This window comes from Pseudarthrobacter sp. SL88, assembly GCF_026672455.1.
GTDB lineage: Bacteria > Actinomycetota > Actinomycetes > Actinomycetales > Micrococcaceae > Arthrobacter.
Genome location: NZ_JAPPRD010000001.1, coordinates 2406486 through 2425010 on the forward strand (window position 1 = coordinate 2406486; position 18525 = coordinate 2425010).

The following is an 18525-nucleotide window of genomic DNA, read 5'->3' on the forward strand; positions in this document are numbered from 1 at the left end:
CGCCATGAGTTCTCCAGCATCAGCCGCCCGCGGCAACGTGGCCGCGTCCAGCGGTGCGGCTCCCGATCCCTACATGCCGGGCGCGGGCACCAACGCCTACCGGGTGGAACGCTACGAACTGGACCTGGACTACCGCGTGGCCAGCAACCGCCTGAGCGGCAGGGCGGTGCTGCACGGCGTCGCCTGCGTGGCGACGTCGGCCATTGTTCTTGACCTGGTGGGGCTCCGCGCCACCAAGGTCCAGCTCAATGGCGGCAGGGCACTGCGGTTCAACCAGCGCGCCGGGCAGCTGGTGGCCTCAACCCCGGCTCCCCTCCAGGCGGACGAGCCCTTCACCATCGAAGTCCGCTACGGGGGCAACCCGTCGCCGCGGCGGGGCCTATGGGGCGAAGTGGGCTGGGAAGAACTGACCGACGGCGTGCTGGTGGCCGGGCAGCCCAACGGCGCACCATCCTGGTTTCCCTGCAACGACCATCCCCGCGACAAGGCCAGCTACAGGTTCACGGTGACTACCGACGCGAACTACCGCGCCGTCTGCAACGGAGTGCTGCAGTCGCGCACCACCCGGTCCAGCCGGGAAACCTGGGTGTACGAGCAGGCTGAGCCCATGCCCGCGTACCTTGCCACCGTACAGATCGGCCGGTACGGCCTGCTGGAACTGGACACCGGGCGCTCCGGACCACAGGTGCCGCAGTCCGTCGCCGTCTCCCCCGCACTCGCCGACCAGGCACGCGCCGGGCTGGCCCTGCAGCCGGCCATGATGCGGACGTTCAGCAGCTGCTTTGGGCCCTACCCGTTCGCCGGGCACACGGTGGTGGTCACCGAGGACGAGCTGGAGATCCCGCTTGAAGCCCAGGGGCTGTCCATCCTCGGCCCCAACCATTTGACGGCGGACTGGGAGTCGCAGCGGCTGATCGCCCACGAGCTCTCGCATCAGTGGTTCGGAAACTCCGTGACAGCCGCCAGCTGGCAGGACATCTGGCTCCACGAGGGCTTCGCCTGCTATGCCGAATGGATCTGGTCCGAGGAAGCCGGCGTGATGTCAGTCGCCGCCCGGGCTGGCGCCGCGTGGCGCGGGCTGAAGGCCGATGCGCAGGACCTTCTGGTGGGCGATCCGGGGCCGCAGCATATGTTCGATGACCGGGTTTACAAGCGGGGCGCCCTGGCCGTGCACGCCGTCCGCGTGGCAGTAGGTGATCTCGCCTTCTTTGCGCTGCTGCAGGAGTGGACCGCCACCCACCGGCACGGCTCGGTCAGCACCCATGACTTCATCATGGCCGTGGACCGTGCCACCGCCATCGACACCGAGGCGCTGCTGCACCCGTGGCTGTATGAGGAACTCCTGCCGCCGCTGCCGGCAGGCTGACGCCCCGTTCCGGTGCTGCCTAAGGGCGTCCGGGCGTCAGGGAAAGCGCGACGGCGGCCGCCAACTGCGCGGGCAGCCCGGTTTCCGCGGGGGCAAGGTCCCTCAGGCCCGGCAGTTCGCGCACGTCCAGGGACGAGGGCGATGTACGGAGCCCGTCGCCGGTCATTTTCAGCCACGCCTCTTTCCGGGCCCACAGTTTCGCCTGGGCGGCCGGCCGGCCTTCCGGCGGCACGGTCCGGATGTCCCGGTGTTCAGCGGTGGTCAGTGCCAGCCCGGCAAATCCGCTGAAGTCGGTGTGGGCCGGGTCCTCGATGTCCACGCCGAGGCGCACGTCCGGCCCAGCGTCCTGAACGGCGGCAAGGAGGGTCCAGCCGGCGGCCCTGGAGAGGCTCAGTGCCAGCGGCAGCCGGGTGCCCCGGTAGGAGTAGCCGGGCCTGCCGTGGCTGAGGTCCGCGCCGGCGCCGCACTGCGGGCAGCTATAGCAGGCGTCCAGGCTGGTTTCGGCCAGGCCCAGCAGGTCAGCGGCGAACCGGCGCTGGGCCAGTCGGGAGGCCAGGAACCGGTGGCCGGCCGCGGGCTCCATGGCGCGGGCCCGGCGCAGCTCGGTGCCGTCCAGGAGCCGTTCCGAGTCCTGCACCAGCCCGGCGGCGTCACCGGCAAGCGAAAAAGGCGGGACGGCGTGAACCACAAACTGTGGAGTCATGCCGTCCCGCCCTTTTGTATTGCCAGCCGGACCAGCGGCTAGCGCTGGACTGCCCCGAATCGCTCCGCAGCCAGTGCCACGGCGCCCTCGCGTGCGGCGGACGCTTCGTCAGCCGTCAGGGTGCGGTCCGCGGCGCGGAACCGCAGGCCGAACGCCAGTGACTTCTTGCCGTCTTCGATGCCCTTGCCGGCGTACACGTCGAACAGGGCGACGTCCTCCAGCAGTTCGCCGGCGCCTTCGCGGAGTACGGCGAGGACGTCGTCCGCGGGCACATCGGCGGGTACCACCAGCGCCACGTCCTGGGTTGCCAGCGGGAACGTGGAAATGTGACGGGCCACAATCACGTCCGGGGCCGCGTCGAACAGGGCGTCGGCGTTGATTTCCAGCGCCACCGAGCGGGCCGGCATGTCAGTGGCTGCCAGCAGCTTGGGGTGAAGCTCGCCGGCGTAACCCACGGTCTCGCCCGTCCGCAGCGACAAGCGTGCGGCGCGGCCCGGGTGGAATGCCTGGTGGCTGCCTTGGCTGGCCACGAGGTCCACCCCCAGGACGTCCCCGGCGAGGCGGGCAATGTCCAGGGCGTCCGCCCAGTCCCACAGCCGGGGGGCGTGCGCTGCGGCGGCCGGGGAATCATGCCCGGTCAGGACCGCGGCGACGTGGAAGGGCTGGTCCGGGACGCCGTCGTACAGCGCATCCAGCACCTCGTCGGCGGGTTTGGCGCCCAGCGGCGGAATCGATTCGGTTCCCGCGGTATCACCGGGCAGGAACACCTGCCCGGATTCGAAGATGGCGAGGTCGCGGAAACCGCGGGAGTGGTTCCGCTTGGCCACCTCGATCAGGCCCGGCAGGACGGAGGTGCGCAGGAAGCCCTGCTCCTCGCTGATGGGGTTGGCCAGCTTGAGCGCGGGCCGGGCGGCACCCTGTTCCGCAACCCCGAACGTGTCATTGGCCGCCTTGGAGACGAACGGGTAGGACAGCACCTCGGTGAGCCCGGCGTCCGCCAGTGCCTGGATGAGCCGACGGCGCTGCTGCTGCAGGCGCGTCAGGCCACGCCCCGGAGGAGCGACCGGCAGCGTGGCGGGAATCTTGTCGTAGCCCACCAGCCGCGCGATTTCCTCGGACAGGTCTTCCTTGGTCTCGAGGTCATGCCGCCAGCTCGGCGCTGTGACAGTCCAGCCGGCGTCGTGCTTTTCCACGGCGGCGCCGAGGTCCTCCAGGGCGGTAACGATCTGCTCTTCCGTGAAGTCGATGCCGATCCGGGCGGCCGCGAACGCTGCGGGAAGCTCGATGGTGACCGTTTCCGGTGCGGTCCCGACGTCGGTTCCGGCTTCGTCCGCTGTGCCACCGGCCAGTTCCACCAGGAGGTCCACGACGCGCTGGGCGGCGATGCCGGCCACGTGCCAGTCGACGCCACGCTCGAAGCGCTTGGACGCTTCGGACGGCAGCTTGTGCCGGCGGCGGGAACGGCTGATGGACACCTCATCGAAGTGGGCCGCCTCAACCAGGATGTTCGACGTCGTATCGCCCACCTCGGTTGCCGCGCCGCCCATGACGCCGGCGATGCCGATGGCCCCGGAGTTGTCGGTGATGAGCAGGTCCTCCGCGTCGAGGGTGCGTTCCTTGTCATCGAGCGTGGTGATCTTCTCACCCGCGGCAGCGCGCCGCACCACGATGTCCCCGGACAGCCTGTCCAGGTCGTAGCAGTGCGTGGGCTGGCCCAGTTCGAGCATGACGTAGTTGGAAATGTCCACGGGCAGGGAGATGGAGCGGATGCCGGCGAGGCGCAGGCGGGACGCCATCCAGGGCGGGGTGGGGCGGCTGGGGTCCACGCCACGGACGGTGCGCGCCACGAAGCGGTCGCAGCCGGGCTTGCCATAGATGGGGGCGTCGTCGTTGAGCTTGACGCCATAGCCGCCGGACAGCACCTCAGGCGCCTGTACCTTGCTGGCGGGGTCCGTGAAAGTGGTTCCCGTGGCGTGCGCGTACTCGCGGGCCGCGCCGCGGATGGAGAAGGCGTAGCCGCGGTCCGGGGTGACGTTGATTTCGGCTGCCTGGTCGTAGAGGCCCAGCAGTTCCATCGCGTCGGTGCCGATTTCCGGATCAAGGCCGATGCGGGAGAGGACCAGGATGCCGTCGTGGTCCTCGCCGATGCCCAGCTCACGGACGGAGGCGATCATGCCGGCGGAGAGGTGTCCGTACGTCTTGCGGGCGGAGATGCGGAAGTCACCCGGCAGGACGGCGCCCGGGAGCGTGACCACGACCTTGTCGCCTTCCACGAAGTTGTGGGCGCCGCAGATGATGCCCTGGACTCCGGAAGGGTCGATGCCCTCTCCGGTCAGGGTCTGCTCCGCGCCTTCGGGAACCACGCGGACCTGGCACCAGTTGATGGTCTTGCCGTTGGTCTGCGGTTCCTTGACCAGGCTCAGGACCTGGCCCACCACCACCGGCCCCTGCAGGGCATCGGTGGGACGGTGGACGTCTTCTTCCTCGAAGCCGACCTTGACCAGTTCTTCCATGACGTCTTCGGCCGTGGCGCCGGCCGGTACCTCTGCGAATTCACGCAGCCAGGAAAGTGGGATACGCACTGTTAGATCTCCATCCCGAAGTGCTCGCTGAAACGTACATCGCCTTCGATCATGTCGCGCATGTCGCTGACCTCGTTGCGGAACATGAGGGCACGCTCGATGCCCATGCCGAAGGCAAAACCTGAATAGACATCGGGGTCGATGCCGGCAGCGCGGAGGACGTTGGGGTTGACCATGCCGCAGCCGCCCCACTCGATCCAGCGCGGACCGCCCTTGGCGCCCGGGTGGAAGATGTCCAGCTCCGCGGACGGCTCGGTGAACGGGAAGTAGTTGGGCCGCAGCCTGACCTTCGCTTCGTCGCCGAACATCTGCCGGGTGAAGTGCTCCAGGGTGCCGAGCAGGTCTGCCATGGACAGTCCCTTGTCGATGGCCAGGCCCTCGAACTGGTGGAACACCGGGGTGTGCGTGGCGTCGAGTTCATCGGTGCGGAACACCTTGCCCGGGCACAGGACGTAGATGGGCAGATCGCGTTCCAGCATGGAACGGACCTGGACCGGGGACGTGTGCGTGCGCATGAGGAGGTGCGCCTCGGGCGGCTCCACGAAGAACGTGTCCTGCATTTCCCGTGCCGGGTGGTCCGGCTTGAAGTTCAGGGCGTCGAAGTTGAACCATTCCGATTCCACCTCCGGGCCTTCTGCGATTTCCCAGCCCATGCCCACGAAAATGTCCGAAACGCGGTCCTGCAGGGTGGACAGCGGGTGCCGGGCGCCGGCACGACGACGGCGGGGCGCGGCGGTGACGTCCACGGTCTCTTCGAGGAGGATCCGGGCGTCGTTCTCGGCTTCCAGCACCGCGGTACGGTCGGCGAGCGCCTTGTTGACCCGGCCGCGGGACGCGCCCATCAGCTTCCCGGCGAGCGCCTTCTGGTCCTTGGGGAGCCTGCCGATTTCACGGTTGGCCAGGCTGAGCGGGGACTTCTCCCCCGTATGCGCAAGCCTCACCGCCTTCAGCTCGTCAAGGGTGGCCGCACCAGCGATGGCGGTGACGGCCTGGTCTACAGCGGCGTTGATGGCGGCTTCATCCGTGGGGTTCGGGATGGCATCGCCCGGCAAAGTTTCAGTCATCTACTGTTCTTAGCTACGAGTTCGTTGGCTGCCGGCGAACAGGGTAGCCTGCACGGTTTCCCGGCGGCGCGTCCGTCACTGGCAGGTCATGGATGAATGCCCGCGGATTCAGTTCAGCAATCCGGTGCATTCAATGACCAGGGCAGGGCCAGCCGGAAAACCGGCAGCCACTGCCCTCCAGTCTAGTAGAACGCTCCGGCTACCATGTCCTCATGACATTGCGGCAGCGCCCCGGACGCGTGCGGTACCTGCGCCTGCAAAACTTGCGGCGCCGGTTCCTGCGCGGCCACCCCTTGCACCGGCACTCCCTGACAGCCGGCCAGCGGGCCAGGCAGGCGGCCAACCTGGCTAACGGCAGCACGCTGTTGGGCCTGGCCGTGGCCGGGGCTGCCCGTACCCGCCTGCAGCGCGGTCCGCGCGGCCTGGTCCTGGCCGCCGGTTATGGGTGGCCGTTGCCGGTTGCCGGGGCCTTCACCCTCGGCAACGTGGTGCTGTGCCGCTGCCCGGCCGAAGCCATGCTGGACCGGCCCGAGCTGCTGGGGCACGAGGAGAAGCACTGCTCCCAATACGCCTGCTGCCTGGGCCTTCCCTTCATCCCGCTATACCTGCTGGCCGCGGGGTGGTCGATGCTGCGGACCGGCAACCCGGGGACGGGCAACATCTTTGAGCGGCGGGCAGGCCTGCTGGCCGGCGGCTATCCGGCGCACGGAAAGCGGGCCTGGTCGTGACGCCGGCAGAGACCCCCGCACCCATGCGTGATGGCAGCGTGACCGTCACCGGGTCAGGCTGGGCGGACGCTGCCCCGGATGTGGCAGTTGTTTCCATCGGCGTGGAATGCCGCCGCGACTCCGTCGAGGCTGCCTACTCTGCTGCAGGGAGCGCACTGGCGGCCGTCACAGCAGCCTTCCGTGGGCATCGCGTTGCCGCAGCGGACCTGCGGACGGCCGGGCTGAACGTCAGGGCAGATCTCGTGTGGCGGGAGGGCGAAGGCCAGCGGGTCGCGGGGTACGTCGCTGCCAGCACCCTTGCTGTGCAACTGCGGGACGTGGCGGCCGCTTCGCGGATGATCGCCGACGCCACTGCTGCCGGTGGCAATGATGTCCGGCTCAACGGCCTGACCTTCTCACTCTCCGATCCGTCCGCGGTGAAAGAGCGTGCCCGCGCGGCCGCATGGGAGGACGCCAGGGCCGCTGCCGCACAGTACGCCGCCCTTGCCTCTGCCACGCTGGGCAGCGTCCTGTCCGTGTCCGAGCTCCCCGCGGGGCAGGGCCCCGTTCCCGTGGCGGGGATCCAGCGCATGGCCGCGGCCGAAAGCGTGTCCGTGGAGCCCGGGGAAAGCCGGGTGGAAGCGGCCGTCACCGTGGTGTGGGAGCTCAGAGCCGGGCAGTAACAGGCCGGCCACCTTGACATTCATTCGAACATGTTTTCGAATGAAGGCATGAGATGGGACGCGCAGGCACTGCTGCAGGCACCCGGGGACGGTTCTGCTGCCACCCCCGCACTACTTCCGCTTGCCGGCTTGGTCCGTTCCGTCACCACGCCGGAGTTCGCGGGCATCACCTTCCACGAGGTCACCGCAAAATCCGTGCTGAACAGGGTGCCGGCCGGTTCAAAGATGCCGTTTGAGTGGACCGTGAATCCCTACCGCGGCTGCAGCCATGCCTGTGTCTACTGCTTTGCCCGCAAGAGCCACACCTACCTCGATTTTGACGCCGGCCTGGACTTCGACAGCCAGGTGGTGGTCAAGGTCAACGCGGCCGAAGTCCTGCGCAAGGAGTTGGCCAAGCCTTCCTGGACTCGGCCGCAGGTGGCACTGGGAACCAACACCGACCCCTACCAGCGTGCGGAAGGCAGGTACCGGCTGATGCCCGGCATCATTGCCGCGCTGGCTGACTCCGGCACTCCCCTGTCCATCCTGACCAAGGGAACGCTGCTGGCGCGGGACATACCGTTGCTGAAGAGCGCGGCAGCACAGGTCCCTGTAGGCCTGGGCATTTCACTGGCCATGACGGACGAGGCCCTTTCCGAGGCCATAGAACCGGGAACGCCGGGGCCGCGGGCACGGCTCAAGCTCGTGTCCAGGCTCCGGGAAGCGGGTCTTCCGTGCGGCGTCATGGCGATGCCCATCCTGCCGTGGCTCTCTGACAGCGACGAAGCCCTGGACGCCCTTTTCGCTTCCCTGGCCGCAGCCGGCGCAACCGGCGTCAGCGCGGGCGCCCTGTACCTCAAACCCGGCACCCGGGAATGGTTCATGAAGTGGATCGCCGCCAACCATCCGGAGCTGGCTGGCCGCTACCGCCGCCTGTACGGGTCAGGCTCGTACGCGTCCCAGGAGTACAGAACCTGGCTGGCGGGCAAGGTGCGCTACTTCAAGGCACGACACGGCTTTGCCTTCTCGTCCGGGTTCAGCCACCGGGACCTTGATCCCCGCGATGAGGAAGCCGAATATCCCACAGGCATCATCCCCGAAGCACGGCAGGGGCACGGTGCAGGCCCTTCCGCCCCGCACGGTGGAGCTGAGGGCGCTCAGCAGGCCCTCTTCTAGTTCAGCGCCCGTCGGCCGGAACTGCCAGGGAAGCGAGCAATGCACGGACAATCGGGAAGTCCGCCGGTATTCACGGCAACGCCAGGACGGCATCCGGGTCGTCGAGGGGAAGCCAGCGCAACTGGTCATGGTCCTCCAGCGGACGGGGCTCACCGGCGGTAACCTCTGCAGACCAGACGCGCATGGCGGCACGGTCACTTAGCGGCCAGCCGCCGGGTCCGTCAGCAGGAAGCTCCGCCCCCAGGCGGACAACGACGCCGAGCTCCTCCAGCAACTCCCGCCGGAGAGCGGCCTGGGGTTCCTCCCCGGGCTCCACCTTGCCACCGGGGAACTCCCACAGGCCGGCCAATTTTTCGGGCGCATTGCGCCTGGCCACCAGCAGCATGGACGGCCGGGCCAGCCGGTCCACCACCGCACCGCCCACCACCTGTATCAGTTCAGTCACCGCTCCAGTCTATGGGGGACAATGGGAACACCGGCCGTGCTTCCCGGGGAATATCCGTCCCCGGGAAGCAGTTGACCAAATCCGGGCCCGTGGTTCATCCGGGCCGTGCAGCCCCACCGTCGTGGCATGTGTTTCTTCCATCAGCAATCCACTTCGGAAAGCAGGCTTATGAGCAGCGCCACCCAAACGTCCACGGCGGGCCCACTGACGTCCCGCAACCTGGCGCTGGCGATTCTTTCGCTGGCCATGGGCGGCGTCGGCATCGGTGTTACCGAGTTCACCATGATGGGACTGCTGAAAGAGGTGGAGCAGGGCCTGGGCATCAGCACGCCGGAGGCCGGCCATCTGATTTCCGCCTACGCCCTGGGTGTGGTGGTGGGAGCACCGCTGCTGGCTGCTGTTGGTGCGCGGCTGCCTCGCAAACAGCTCGCCCTGGGCCTGCTGCTGTTCTTTACGGTGGCAAACCTGGCATCGTTCGTGGCTCCCGACTACGGCACCATGCTGGTGTCGCGCTTCGCCGCCGGCCTTCCGCACGGCGCGTTCTTCGGTGTTGCGGCGGTCATCGCCGCGTCCCTCGTTCCGCCCACCCGCCGGGGCTGGGCGATTTCGATGGTGATGGCCGGACTGAGCATCTCCAACGTGGTGGGCGTGCCGTTCGCCACCTGGCTCGGGCAGACTTACGGCTGGCGGCTGCTTTTCGTCCTGGTCGGTTTCATCGGGCTGCTGACCCTGGCAATGGTCTGGCGCTTTGTACCCTTCCAGGCTGCCCACCCTGATGCGAGCATCAGGCGTGAGCTCGGCGCTTTGAAGCGGCTTCAGGTGTGGCTGGCCATCCTCATCGGCGTGGTGGGGTTTGGCGGCTTCTTCGCTACCTACACCTACATCGCCCACACCATGACCACGGTGGCGGGGATCCCGTCGTCGCTGATTCCCCTGGTGGTGGCCCTGTACGGCCTGGGCATGGTGGCAGGCAACTTGGTGGGCGGAAGGCTCGCCGACAAGTCGGTGATGGGAACCCTGTACAAGGTTCTGCCCGTCATCGCAGTTGCCCTCGTGGTCTACGCCGTGGCGGTGCACTGGCCGTGGTCGGCACTGCTCATGGTTTTTGTGGTGGGCGCCTCCGGGTCCATGCTGATCCCCGCACTGCAGACCCGGCTGCTGGATGCCTCCCCCGATGCCCCGTCGCTGGCATCGTCGCTGAACCACGCGGCGCTGAATGTCGCCAATGCCCTGGGCGCCTTCCTCGGCGGCCTCGTCATCGCCCTCGGGTGGGGCTATGTGGCGCCCGCGCTGGTAGGTGCTGTCCTGGCGGTCCTGGGCTTCGGCGTCGCCGTCCTCAGTGGTGTGTTGGAACGCCGGAAGCCGCTGACGGCCTGAACCCAGGTTCCGGCAGGCGCAGCAGCCGGTAAGCCCGCGGAGCTAGCGGTCTTCCAGCGCGGACGTCCGCTGCAGGTCAGGCTCCAGGTAGATCACGCGCGCTATGGGAACAGCGGTCCGGATCCTTTCCTCCGTGGCGTCGATCGCCGTGGCGATCTGCTCCCCCGTGGAGGACCTGCTGACGGCTATCTTGGCCGCCACCAGAAGTTCTTCCGGTCCAAGATGCAGCGTCTTGAGGTGGATCAGCCGGCCGCCGTCGGACTCGATGGCAGCCGTGATCCTTTCGACGTCCTGCCGCGTGGCGGACTCCCCCACGAGCAGTGACTTGGTTTCCAGCGCAAGCACAACAGCGATGGCAACCAGCAGCAGGCCGATCATGGCCGTTCCCGCGGCATCCCACAGTCCGTTGCCGGTCAGGATCGTCATTCCGACGCCGATCAGTGCGAACGCCAGTCCCAGCAGTGCGCCGAAATCCTCGAGGAGGATCACCGGCAACTCCGGCTGCTTGGCGCTGCGGACGAACTTCACCCAGGACTGCGAGCCGCGGGAACGGTTGGATTCGCGGATCGCCGTCCGGAAGGAAAAGCCCTCGGCAAGGATGGCACCCACCAGGACGGCCAGCGGAACCCACCAGAAGTCCCCTTCGATCGCGTGCGGATCGCGGAACTTTTCCCAGGCCTCAAAGAGGGCGAAGAGTCCCCCGACGCTGAACAGCACTATGGAGACGATGAAGGCGTAGATATAGCGCTCACGTCCGTACCCGAAGGGGTGCTGGGGACTGGCGGCACGCTGCGACTTCTTGCCGCCCACCAGCAGGAGGAGCTGGTTTCCGGAATCGGCGACGGAGTGGATCGCCTCGGCAAGCATTGATGATGACCTGGTCAGGAAGTAGGCGACGAACTTCAAAGCCGCGATGGACAGGTTGGCGGCCAGTGCCGCAATGATCGCCTTGTTTCCGCCATGTGCAGCCACGGTAGTCCCCTCCAGGGTTCGGGATAGTCGCATCACCGGTCCGGCTTCGTTTTCCGGCCATGCATACCGTACCCACGGTGCTCCCCCGCATGCAGCAGGCACAAGGCCTGCACCTGCTGACTTTACGGGCCCGTTATGTTAGCTTGAGCCTCATCGGGACCATCACGTGCCCGTGAATATATGAGGAGGAAACATGGGTTTTCTTGCTTGGATTATTCTCGGCCTCATCGTTGGGGCCATTGTTAAAGCCGTCATGCCCGGCAGGGTCGGCGGCGGTTGGGTCACCAGCCTGGTTCTGGGTGTGGTGGGCGCCATCGTAGGCGGCTGGATTGGCAGCCTCCTGTTCAACCGGGGCGATCTTGGCTTCTTCGACCTCGGCACCTGGATTCTCGCTATTGTTGGCGGCTTGGTGGTCGCCGGCATCTACGGAGCAATCACTGGCCGGGGCAAGGCAACCCGCGCACCCTAGAAGGCACCGTTAGCGGAATCTGCCGCTGTCCAGGGCCCCGGATCTTCCGGGGCCTTTACTTTTGTCCGGAGGCTTTACGACCTTGTTCCGAGGCAACTGGCGTCAGTTGCGCTGGGACCTGGCACTCGCGTACAGGCAGACGGTGGCAGCCGTTCCCAGGTTCAGGCTCTCGGCGGCTCCGTAGACGGGCACGGCCACGCGGTGGTCAGCCAGTTCAAGCTCTGCCGCGGAGAGCCCCTGCGCCTCGTTGCCGAACAGCCAGGCGGTGGGACTCTCAAGAGGGTACTCCGAACCCGTCGAGGCAGCCCCAAGACGGCGGGCAGTGCTCTGGTCCTGCAGCTGATCGAGGTTCAGCTGGCCCTGGCCGTCCGCGGCAAGGACCCCAAGACCACGTTCCTTGCACCGCGCCACCAGTTCCTCGATCTCTGCGCCCAGCACCACGGGCAGGTGGAAGAGGGATCCCACAGTCGAGCGGACGGCCTTGGGGTTGTAGATATCGACGCTGGATGCAGTCAGGATGACGGCGTCGGCGCCGGCCGCGTCGGCGGCCCGGAGCACGGTGCCGGCGTTGCCGGGGTCGCGGACCTGGCAGAGCACTGCAACGAGCTGCGGGCCGGCGTCGAGCACCTGGTCGAGGGTCACGTCGAGGAATCCGCAGACCGCGAGAATGCCCTGCGGGGTCACCGTGTCCGCCATCGCGGCGAGAACCTCATCAGTGGCCAGGTAGGCGGTGGTGCCCTCAGCGAGAGCTTCCAAGTCGGGGTGCCGGTCCAGGCAGGACTCGCTCGCGTAAACCTCATAGACAATGCCGGGCTCCCCCGCGGCAAGCCTCTCTTGGTGGAGCACCAGGGCTTCGCGGACGGCCTGCGGCCCCTCCGCCAGGAACTCCCGGCGTTTTAAACGGGCCGGGCGCCCGGCAAGCTGTGCCACCTTCCTCACCCGATCAGCTCGAGGATTGGAAAGTGGAAAGTCTTGCGGGCGCCCGGTTTCGTTCATATAAGAACCTTAGTAGCTCTCGCTGCCGGTTCTTGAACGCGTCGTTCGGGGTACTACTCGGCAGCCTCGTCAGCGGCGGCCTTCTTGGCAGCAGGCTTCTTGGCCGCGGCCTTCTTGGCAGCAGGCTTCTTGGCCGGTGCAGCCTCGGCCTGGACAGCGGGAGCGGAGGTGTCGGCAGGCAGCGAGTCCTTGGCAACCTTGACCAGCGCAGCGAAGGCGTTGGCGTCGGAGACGGCCAGTTCAGCCAGCATGCGGCGGTCAACCTCGACCTCAGCGGCCTTCAGTCCCTGGATCAGGCGGTTGTAGGTCAGGCCGTTGGCGCGGGAAGCCGCGTTGATGCGCTGGATCCACAGGCGGCGGAAGTCGCCCTTCTTCTTCTTGCGGTCGCCGTAGCTGTACACAAACGAGTGCAGCAGCTGCTCTTTGGCCTTGCGGTACAGGCGTGAACGCTGTCCACGGTAGCCCTTTGCGCGTTCAAGGATAACCCGGCGCTTCTTGTGGGCGTTGACCGCCCTCTTCACACGTGCCACGTGCGTACTCCTTCGAAAATCTGATCCCAAGCATCTGTCACCGGATGTTCCGGTGGCCTGAGAAGGCTTTTTGGCAATTGACCGACTACCGGACGGCAGTCAGCCAGGAAACTTGGAAATTAGATGCCGAGCATCTTCCGGATGACCTTGGCGTCGCCCTTAAAGACGATCTTGTCGCCGGCGAGGCGGCGGGTCAGCCTGGAGGACTTGTGCTCGAGGTAGTGGCGGCGGTTGGCCTGCTGGCGGCGCAGCTTGCCGCTGCCGGTCAGCTTGAAGCGCTTCTTAGCACCGCTGTGGGTCTTCATCTTCGGCATGGGAACCGATCTCCTTACGTATCCGCAGGCTATGCCTGCAGCTCTATCGCGCAGCCGCCCGGGGGCGGCCTGCTGGTTGCTGTCTGCCGATGGCCGGAGCCGTCGGCAGCTGTGGACTAAGTGGTCTTCTTACCCGACGGCTTAGGTGCTGCCTTTGGGGCAGGACGTGCGGCCGGCTTCGGTGCAGCGGGCCTGGCCACCGGCTTCGGCGGAGCCGGGACAGCTGCAGGCTTGGGAGCCGCCACCGGCTTGGGCGCCGGGGCCGCAGCCTTGGGGGCTTCCTGCTTGGGAGCCTCCTGCTTGGGAGCCTCCTGCTTGGGAGCCTCCTGCTTGGGAGCCTCCTGCTTCGGCGCTTCCCGCTTGGGACCCTCCTGCTTCGGCGCTTCCCGCTTCGGAGCCTCCTGCTTGGGCGCTGCTTCGGCAGCCTTGGCCGGAGCCTCGGCAACAACCTCTTCGGGTGCTTCCGCAGTTGCCTGCTCAGCCTCGACCGGAGCTTCCGCCTCGGTGGAAAGAGTGAAGCCTTCGGGCAGCAGATCTGCCAGTGACTGGGTCAAGGGAGCATCGTCCTTGCCGGACGTGTCTACCCGGCCCGCGGCCTTGGCTTCATTCTCGGCCTTGGCTTCGGCGCGCTGGGTGGCGCGGCGGGCCTCCGCCTTCGCTTCTGCCTTGTTCTTCAGCGGACCAACCACCATGACCATGTTGCGGCCGTCAATGCGGGGGCTGGACTCAACCACGCCAACTTCAGCGACGTCATCTGCGAAGCGCTGGAGCAGGCGGATGCCCATCTCCGGACGCTGCTGCTCACGGCCGCGGAACTGGATCATGGCCTTGACCTTGTCCCCGGCACCGAGGAAGCGCAGTGCGTGCCCGCGCTTGGTCTCGTAGTCGTGGGTGTCGATCTTCAGGCGGAAGCGGATTTCCTTCAGAACGGTGTTCGTCTGGTTCTTCCGGGCTTCGCGTGCCTTGACCGCGGCTTCGTACTTGTACTTGCCGAAGTCCATCAGCTTGCACACCGGAGGCTTCGCCTGAGGTGCAACTTCAACGAGATCAAGGTCGGACTCGGCAGCCAGACGCAGGGCATCCTCAATACGGACGATTCCTACCTGTTCACCTGCAGGGCCGACCAGCCGCACCTCGGGGACGCGGATACGCTCATTGATTCTTGGCTCGCTAATGTTAAAGCTCCTGTTTTTGTTGTTGTATCCCGGCAAATAGAGAAGGCCCCCAATTGCCGGAGCAATCGAAGGCCTCATGTCAGGTTGGTACTGCCGGGCCCGGGACGGGCCTGCATGCATTGGGTCGGCGAACTGCCGAACCAATGCCCAACCGTGTACCCGGCAACCTTGCGTTCCACAGAATCCTGACGGAACAACGGCTGACGCGGGTGGGAGAGAACTCCGCTTGCAAACTGCATGCCATTCTACAGAGAAAATTCCCGTCAGCGCCGAATAGCACTGGTGGGAACCTGGCCTGTGAGGGCGATCTCTGAAATAACGACATTCAGTCGGTCTGTGTCAAGCTTACCAGTATGAGCACCCCAGACAGTAATTCATACGTTTTCGAGCCTGCCCAGGACAGCGCCGGCGACTCCGCCGATGTGTCCCAGCAGGTCCGGGACATCTCTGAAGTTCCGGCCGTCGAGGTCATCACCACCGCTGCCGTCCACTTGATGTCCGCCGCCGCCGTCAAGCTCGGCCTGGCCGCGGAAGAGAACGCCGCCGACCTGAAGGACCTGGACGAAGCCCGCAAACTCATCACCGCCCTGGCCGGGTTGGTGACGGCCGCCGCCCCGGAAATCGGATCGCAGCACGCAGGTCCCTTGCGCGACGGCCTCCGCTCCCTGCAGCTGGCGTTCCGTGAAGAGTCGCTGATCCAGGATGCTCCAGGCAAGGGTCCGGGCGAAAAGTTCACGGGCGCAGTCAACTAGCCCAGCACTCCCCCACGCAGCGCGCGACGGCGGGGCGACCTTCAAGGGGTCGTCCCGCCGTCGCACTTTAAGAAGCTGCGCCGCAGGACGTTGGGCAGGTATGCGGGCCTTCGATGTGGTGGGGCCGGGCCTGCACGCCCCAGGGCTTCAGCCGGGTTGTCCGGTCAGGCCTTGACCTGGCGCCGCCGGCGCTGCTGCAGGAGCAGTCCCGCGAGGCAGAGGATGACACCGGCAACCCCCACGGACACGAAGCCGCCGGAGGGTCCCGTTCCGTCAATGAAGACACCCGCCAGCGGTGAACCCAGCGCCACCCCCGCGGTCAGCGCTTGAACCGTACCAACCCATCGCTTCGCCGCGGCGCTCTTCGGACACAAGGTCGGCCACCTTCTCCGAAGCAGCAGACAGCACCGGGGCGCACAGGAGCCCGGGCATGATGGACAACAGGGCGAGTGTCCAGGTTCCGGACGCGAAACCCATGGGAATGGTGAACGCGGCCATGCCCAGCAGCAGCAGAATGGGCGGGACAGGCCGGCGCATGGCGCCGTAGACCAGGCCGCCCACCACGGATGCCGCACACCAGAACAGGAACACGATTCCGATCTCGCCTTGATGCCCGCCGATCTCCAGGGCCGCCACGATGCCCACGTCACTGCCGCTGAGAACCATGCCGGCACCCGCGGCGACGGCAAAGACCGCCCCCACCGCAGGTGTAAACCAGGCGAAGCTGTGCGCCGCCCTGCCCCTGACACCGGCAGCACGCTCCGCCCCGGCTGGCAGCAGGTCCGCCGCGGCTTCCTGCAGGTGGGCGGGTGCAGCCGAGACCACGGCGATTTCTGCTGCGTGCTGCTCGTCCTCAACGCATTCAGCGGTTTGTTCCGGGCTGCGGGTGGGCGGGTTGAACCAGATCAGGAACAGCCCGGCCAGGGACGTGGACAGGCCCACGACCGTGAGACCCTCCGTCGTGTGCCCGCTCGTTGCCACCACGGCGCCGGCCGCGGGCCCGATCATGAACACCATCTCGGTGCTGATGGCATCCAGGGCAAAAGCGGTGCGCCTCTGCTTGCCGTCGGCCAGGACACCCAGGGACTGGCGCACCACGCTGAAGATGGGCAGGGTCAACAGGCCGCCGACGAACACCAGCGGCAGGAGCCACTGGTAGGACACGTGCGGAACGATGGACCAGATGACCGCTTCGGAGATGACGGACGGGACCAGTGCACGCCGGAGGCCGACGGTGTCCACCCGGCGCCCGCGCCACGGTGCCCCGACAGCAATACCGATCGTCATCACGGCGGCTGCAGCACCGGCAGCGGCGTATCCTTGGCCCAGGGTGAGGACGATGTGCAGGGTCAGCAGCACGCCCGCCGCAGAATGTGGAATGCGGGCAACCATGCCCACCAGCAAAAGCCTCCGGATAGGCCGGACGGCCAGCAGCTCCCGGTACAGCGCGAAGTTCACGAAAAAGGTTCCTTACGTATGCCTCAGGAACCCGGGGCAGCCCCGCTCCTGACAACTAGCCTGTGGCGCGCCGCAGCTTGACCTCGAGCGAATCGACCCGCTCCCCAAACAATACATTCCGGGACCACTCGGCCTGCAGCGCAGCCACCAGGCGCTGCACGCCTGAGGCGTCCAACCCGTCTTCAAGGTAGAGCACCACTTGCAGTTCCGGCCCCGCGCCGCCACCCGGCAACACGGTCCCGTCGGCTGCCCGGGCAGCCACTCCCCTGCCCGGCAGGAGCTCGATCCGGCGGACAGTTGGGAACGCAGCGGCGGCAGCACCCATCTCGGCCGCCAGTTCCTCGTCGGCGTAGGAGGGCAGCCAGGGCTGCTGCTGGGCCAGCGCCCACACGGCCGGCCGGCGAACCACGAAAGTGACATCTGCGCCCGGGTCCAGGACCACGAGTTCGGCACCCTCCGCCACGGCGGACAGCGCAGCGCGTGCCGCGTAGACAGCCACCGGGCGGGCATCGGGGTGCCAAGCGCTCAGGGCCTCCGTTGACGTGAAGGCCGGCAGCGCGGTCCTGCCGTCGGCGGCTTTGAGCGTTACCAGCGCCATGTCTGCCTGCTTGTCGGCATGCAGGCCGTGGTCAGACTCCGCTTCTTCCGCCAGCTGGGCCACGATGGGGATGAAGACCCGCGCCGTCGCCAGGGACGCCACGACGGCAGCTTCGTCGCCGGTTCCCCCACGCAAGCCCGCGACGGCGGCGCGGTAGCCTGCGTTGGCCGTACCGTCGTCGTCCTCGAAATTGTGGATCTTCGCGTCGTCGCCGGCGAGGCTGCGGCCCGCCCAGGGCTGGCCCGCGGAGTCGGTCGCGCCGCCGGCTCCTGCCAGCGCCGCGGCGATATGGCCGGGAAGGTGGCGGGGAACGGGGGCGCCTGAATCGTTGCTGGCCATCGCGTCGGGTTCCGGCAGCCTAGCGGCGGCCGGCCACGTCGAGGGCTTCGGGAAGGGTGAAGGCGCCGGCATAGAGGGCCTTGCCCACGATGGCACCTTCGAGGCCCAGCGGGACCAGGGAGCGCAGGACTTTGAGGTCATCGAGGCTGGAGATGCCGCCGGACGCGATGACGGGTTTGCCGGTCTTCTCCACCATCTGGCGCAGCAGTTCAACGTTGGGCCCCTGCAGGGTGCCGTCCTTGGTCACGTCGGTGACCACGTAGCGCGAGCAGCCTGCATCCTCGAGGCGGGCCAGGACGTCCCAGAGGTCCCCGCCTTCTTTGGTCCAGCCACGTCCGGCCAGGGTGGTCCCGCGCACGTCGAGTCCGACGGCGATTTTGTCACCGAAGCGCTCGATGGCCCGGCGGGTCCACTCCGGGTTTTCCAGCGCGGCGGTGCCGAGGTTAACCCGGGCGACGCCGAGGCCAAGGGCGGCTTCGAGGGTTTCGTCGTCCCGCAGTCCGCCGGAGAGTTCCACCTTGATGTCCAGCTGCCCCACCACCTCGCGGAGGAGTTCGGCGTTGGAACCGCGGCCGAAGGCGGCGTCCAGGTCCACGAGGTGCACCCACTCGGCGCCCTGCTGCTGCCAGTTCAGCGCAGCCTCCAGCGGTGTTCCGTAGCTGGTTTCACTGCCGGCCTCGCCCTGGACCAGCCGCACGGCCTGGCCGTTGACGACGTCGACGGCGGGCAGCAGTTCAAGTACCGGCAGATCGTTTGCGGTGGTCATCTTCATCCTTGGTGTTGTTGGGTGGGGTGCCGGGCTGCCGGCACAGTGCCGGGGCGCGTCAGTGGCCGGAGCCG

17 protein-coding genes and 2 pseudogenes are annotated in these 18525 nt (G+C 67.2%); 7 read left to right on the plus strand and 12 right to left on the minus strand.

Annotated elements, in window-relative coordinates:
- Nucleotides 1-4 precede the first annotated feature (4 nt).
- Nucleotides 5-1366: a M1 family metallopeptidase gene (locus OVA06_RS10940; RefSeq protein WP_268158248.1), complete on the plus strand. Its 1362-nt coding sequence runs from the start codon at nt 5-7 to the stop codon at nt 1364-1366.
- Between the two features lie 19 nt (nt 1367-1385).
- On the opposite strand, the gene OVA06_RS10945 is transcribed toward OVA06_RS10940, so the two are convergent.
- The 3 genes from OVA06_RS10945 to pheS are packed head-to-tail and all read right to left on the minus strand — an operon-like array spanning nt 1386 to nt 5715.
- Complete coding sequence (locus tag OVA06_RS10945; protein WP_268158250.1) at nt 1386-2069, minus strand: 4'-phosphopantetheinyl transferase family protein; 684 nt, start codon at nt 2067-2069, stop codon at nt 1386-1388.
- 38 nt (nt 2070-2107) lie between these two features.
- On the minus strand, nt 2108-4651 hold the full coding sequence (gene pheT, locus OVA06_RS10950) for a phenylalanine--tRNA ligase subunit beta (RefSeq protein ID WP_268158252.1): 2544 nt from the start codon (nt 4649-4651) through the stop codon (nt 2108-2110).
- Between the two features lie 2 nt (nt 4652-4653).
- Entirely contained in the window at nt 4654-5715 is a 1062-nt protein-coding gene (pheS, locus tag OVA06_RS10955) for a phenylalanine--tRNA ligase subunit alpha (RefSeq protein ID WP_056083242.1), read from the minus strand.
- A 212-nt stretch (nt 5716-5927) separates the two neighbouring features.
- On the opposite strand from pheS, the gene OVA06_RS10960 reads away from it, so the two are divergent.
- The 3 genes from OVA06_RS10960 to OVA06_RS10970 are packed head-to-tail and all read left to right on the plus strand — an operon-like array spanning nt 5928 to nt 8260.
- Complete coding sequence (locus OVA06_RS10960; RefSeq protein ID WP_442793541.1) at nt 5928-6443, plus strand: hypothetical protein; 516 nt, start codon at nt 5928-5930, stop codon at nt 6441-6443.
- On the plus strand, nt 6440-7105 hold the full coding sequence (locus tag OVA06_RS10965; protein WP_268158255.1) for an SIMPL domain-containing protein: 666 nt from the start codon (nt 6440-6442) through the stop codon (nt 7103-7105). Before OVA06_RS10960 ends, OVA06_RS10965 begins: the two co-directional genes overlap by 4 nt.
- A 48-nt stretch (nt 7106-7153) precedes the next feature.
- The gene (locus OVA06_RS10970) at nt 7154-8260 is read left to right on the plus strand and encodes an Rv2578c family radical SAM protein (RefSeq protein WP_268158257.1); all 1107 of its coding nucleotides are present in this window, start codon (nt 7154-7156) and stop codon (nt 8258-8260) included.
- Between the two features lie 73 nt (nt 8261-8333).
- Here OVA06_RS10970 and OVA06_RS10975 read toward each other — a convergent pair.
- Nucleotides 8334-8705 (minus strand): annotated as a pseudogene (locus OVA06_RS10975) (NUDIX domain-containing protein); the annotation flags it as partial.
- A gap of 168 nt (nt 8706-8873) precedes the next feature.
- Between OVA06_RS10975 and OVA06_RS10980 the strand changes: the two are divergent.
- Nucleotides 8874-10082: an MFS transporter gene (locus OVA06_RS10980; RefSeq protein ID WP_268158260.1), complete on the plus strand. Its 1209-nt coding sequence runs from the start codon at nt 8874-8876 to the stop codon at nt 10080-10082.
- 42 nt (nt 10083-10124) lie between these two features.
- On the opposite strand, the gene OVA06_RS10985 is transcribed toward OVA06_RS10980, so the two are convergent.
- Nucleotides 10125-11054, minus strand: coding sequence for a cation diffusion facilitator family transporter (locus OVA06_RS10985; protein ID WP_056083253.1), 930 nt, complete (start codon nt 11052-11054; stop codon nt 10125-10127).
- Nucleotides 11055-11247: 193 nt separating this feature from the next.
- Here OVA06_RS10985 and OVA06_RS10990 point away from each other — a divergent pair, with 193 nt between their 5' ends.
- Nucleotides 11248-11523, plus strand: a complete 276-nt coding sequence (locus OVA06_RS10990; protein WP_015936694.1) for a GlsB/YeaQ/YmgE family stress response membrane protein — start codon at nt 11248-11250, stop codon at nt 11521-11523.
- Between the two features lie 102 nt (nt 11524-11625).
- Here OVA06_RS10990 and OVA06_RS10995 read toward each other — a convergent pair whose 3' ends face one another.
- The 4 genes from OVA06_RS10995 to infC all read right to left on the minus strand — a co-directional run bounded on the left by OVA06_RS10995 (nt 11626) and on the right by infC (nt 14616).
- A complete protein-coding gene (locus OVA06_RS10995; protein WP_268158263.1) occupies nt 11626-12519 on the minus strand; it encodes a TrmH family RNA methyltransferase in 894 nt (297 codons plus the stop codon).
- 53 nt (nt 12520-12572) lie between these two features.
- A complete protein-coding gene (gene rplT, locus OVA06_RS11000; RefSeq protein WP_056083259.1) occupies nt 12573-13049 on the minus strand; it encodes a 50S ribosomal protein L20 in 477 nt (158 codons plus the stop codon).
- Nucleotides 13050-13168: 119 nt separating this feature from the next.
- Complete coding sequence (gene rpmI / locus OVA06_RS11005; protein WP_009358635.1) at nt 13169-13363, minus strand: 50S ribosomal protein L35; 195 nt, start codon at nt 13361-13363, stop codon at nt 13169-13171.
- 116 nt (nt 13364-13479) lie between these two features.
- Entirely contained in the window at nt 13480-14616 is a 1137-nt protein-coding gene (gene infC, locus OVA06_RS11010) for a translation initiation factor IF-3 (protein WP_268158265.1), read from the minus strand.
- Nucleotides 14617-14891: 275 nt separating this feature from the next.
- Between infC and OVA06_RS11015 the strand changes: the two genes are divergently transcribed.
- Nucleotides 14892-15290 (plus strand): DUF1844 domain-containing protein, encoded by a 399-nt coding sequence (locus OVA06_RS11015; RefSeq protein WP_268158267.1) that lies wholly within the window; start codon nt 14892-14894, stop codon nt 15288-15290.
- Nucleotides 15291-15454: 164 nt separating this feature from the next.
- Here the strand turns inward: OVA06_RS11015 and OVA06_RS11020 are convergent.
- From OVA06_RS11020 to priA, 3 genes and pseudogenes are all read right to left on the minus strand, one after another.
- Nucleotides 15455-16748, minus strand: a pseudogene (locus OVA06_RS11020) (MFS transporter).
- 55 nt (nt 16749-16803) lie between these two features.
- Nucleotides 16804-17685: an SseB family protein gene (locus OVA06_RS11025; RefSeq protein WP_268158269.1), complete on the minus strand. Its 882-nt coding sequence runs from the start codon at nt 17683-17685 to the stop codon at nt 16804-16806.
- A 19-nt stretch (nt 17686-17704) separates the two neighbouring features.
- Nucleotides 17705-18451 (minus strand): bifunctional 1-(5-phosphoribosyl)-5-((5-phosphoribosylamino)methylideneamino)imidazole-4-carboxamide isomerase/phosphoribosylanthranilate isomerase PriA, encoded by a 747-nt coding sequence (priA, locus tag OVA06_RS11030; protein ID WP_268158272.1) that lies wholly within the window; start codon nt 18449-18451, stop codon nt 17705-17707.
- Nucleotides 18452-18525: the final 74 nt, after the last annotated feature.

Excerpts from the sequence above, each read along its gene's own strand:
- OVA06_RS10940 (WP_268158248.1), top strand. The coding sequence starts at position 5 with ATGAGTTCTCCAGCATCAGCCGCCCGCGGCAACGTGGCCGCGTCCAGC.
- OVA06_RS10945 (WP_268158250.1), bottom strand. The coding sequence starts at position 2,069 with ATGACTCCACAGTTTGTGGTTCACGCCGTCCCGCCTTTTTCGCTTGCC.
- pheS (WP_056083242.1), bottom strand. The coding sequence starts at position 5,715 with ATGACTGAAACTTTGCCGGGCGATGCCATCCCGAACCCCACGGATGAA.
- OVA06_RS10960 (WP_442793541.1), top strand. The coding sequence starts at position 5,928 with ATGACATTGCGGCAGCGCCCCGGACGCGTGCGGTACCTGCGCCTGCAA.
- OVA06_RS10970 (WP_268158257.1), top strand. The coding sequence starts at position 7,154 with ATGAGATGGGACGCGCAGGCACTGCTGCAGGCACCCGGGGACGGTTCT.
- OVA06_RS10980 (WP_268158260.1), top strand. The coding sequence starts at position 8,874 with ATGAGCAGCGCCACCCAAACGTCCACGGCGGGCCCACTGACGTCCCGC.
- OVA06_RS10990 (WP_015936694.1), top strand. The coding sequence starts at position 11,248 with ATGGGTTTTCTTGCTTGGATTATTCTCGGCCTCATCGTTGGGGCCATT.
- OVA06_RS10995 (WP_268158263.1), bottom strand. The coding sequence starts at position 12,519 with ATGAACGAAACCGGGCGCCCGCAAGACTTTCCACTTTCCAATCCTCGA.
- rpmI (WP_009358635.1), bottom strand. The coding sequence starts at position 13,363 with ATGCCGAAGATGAAGACCCACAGCGGTGCTAAGAAGCGCTTCAAGCTG.
- infC (WP_268158265.1), bottom strand. The coding sequence starts at position 14,616 with ATGAGGCCTTCGATTGCTCCGGCAATTGGGGGCCTTCTCTATTTGCCG.
- OVA06_RS11015 (WP_268158267.1), top strand. The coding sequence starts at position 14,892 with ATGAGCACCCCAGACAGTAATTCATACGTTTTCGAGCCTGCCCAGGAC.
- OVA06_RS11025 (WP_268158269.1), bottom strand. The coding sequence starts at position 17,685 with ATGGCCAGCAACGATTCAGGCGCCCCCGTTCCCCGCCACCTTCCCGGC.
- priA (WP_268158272.1), bottom strand. The coding sequence starts at position 18,451 with ATGACCACCGCAAACGATCTGCCGGTACTTGAACTGCTGCCCGCCGTC.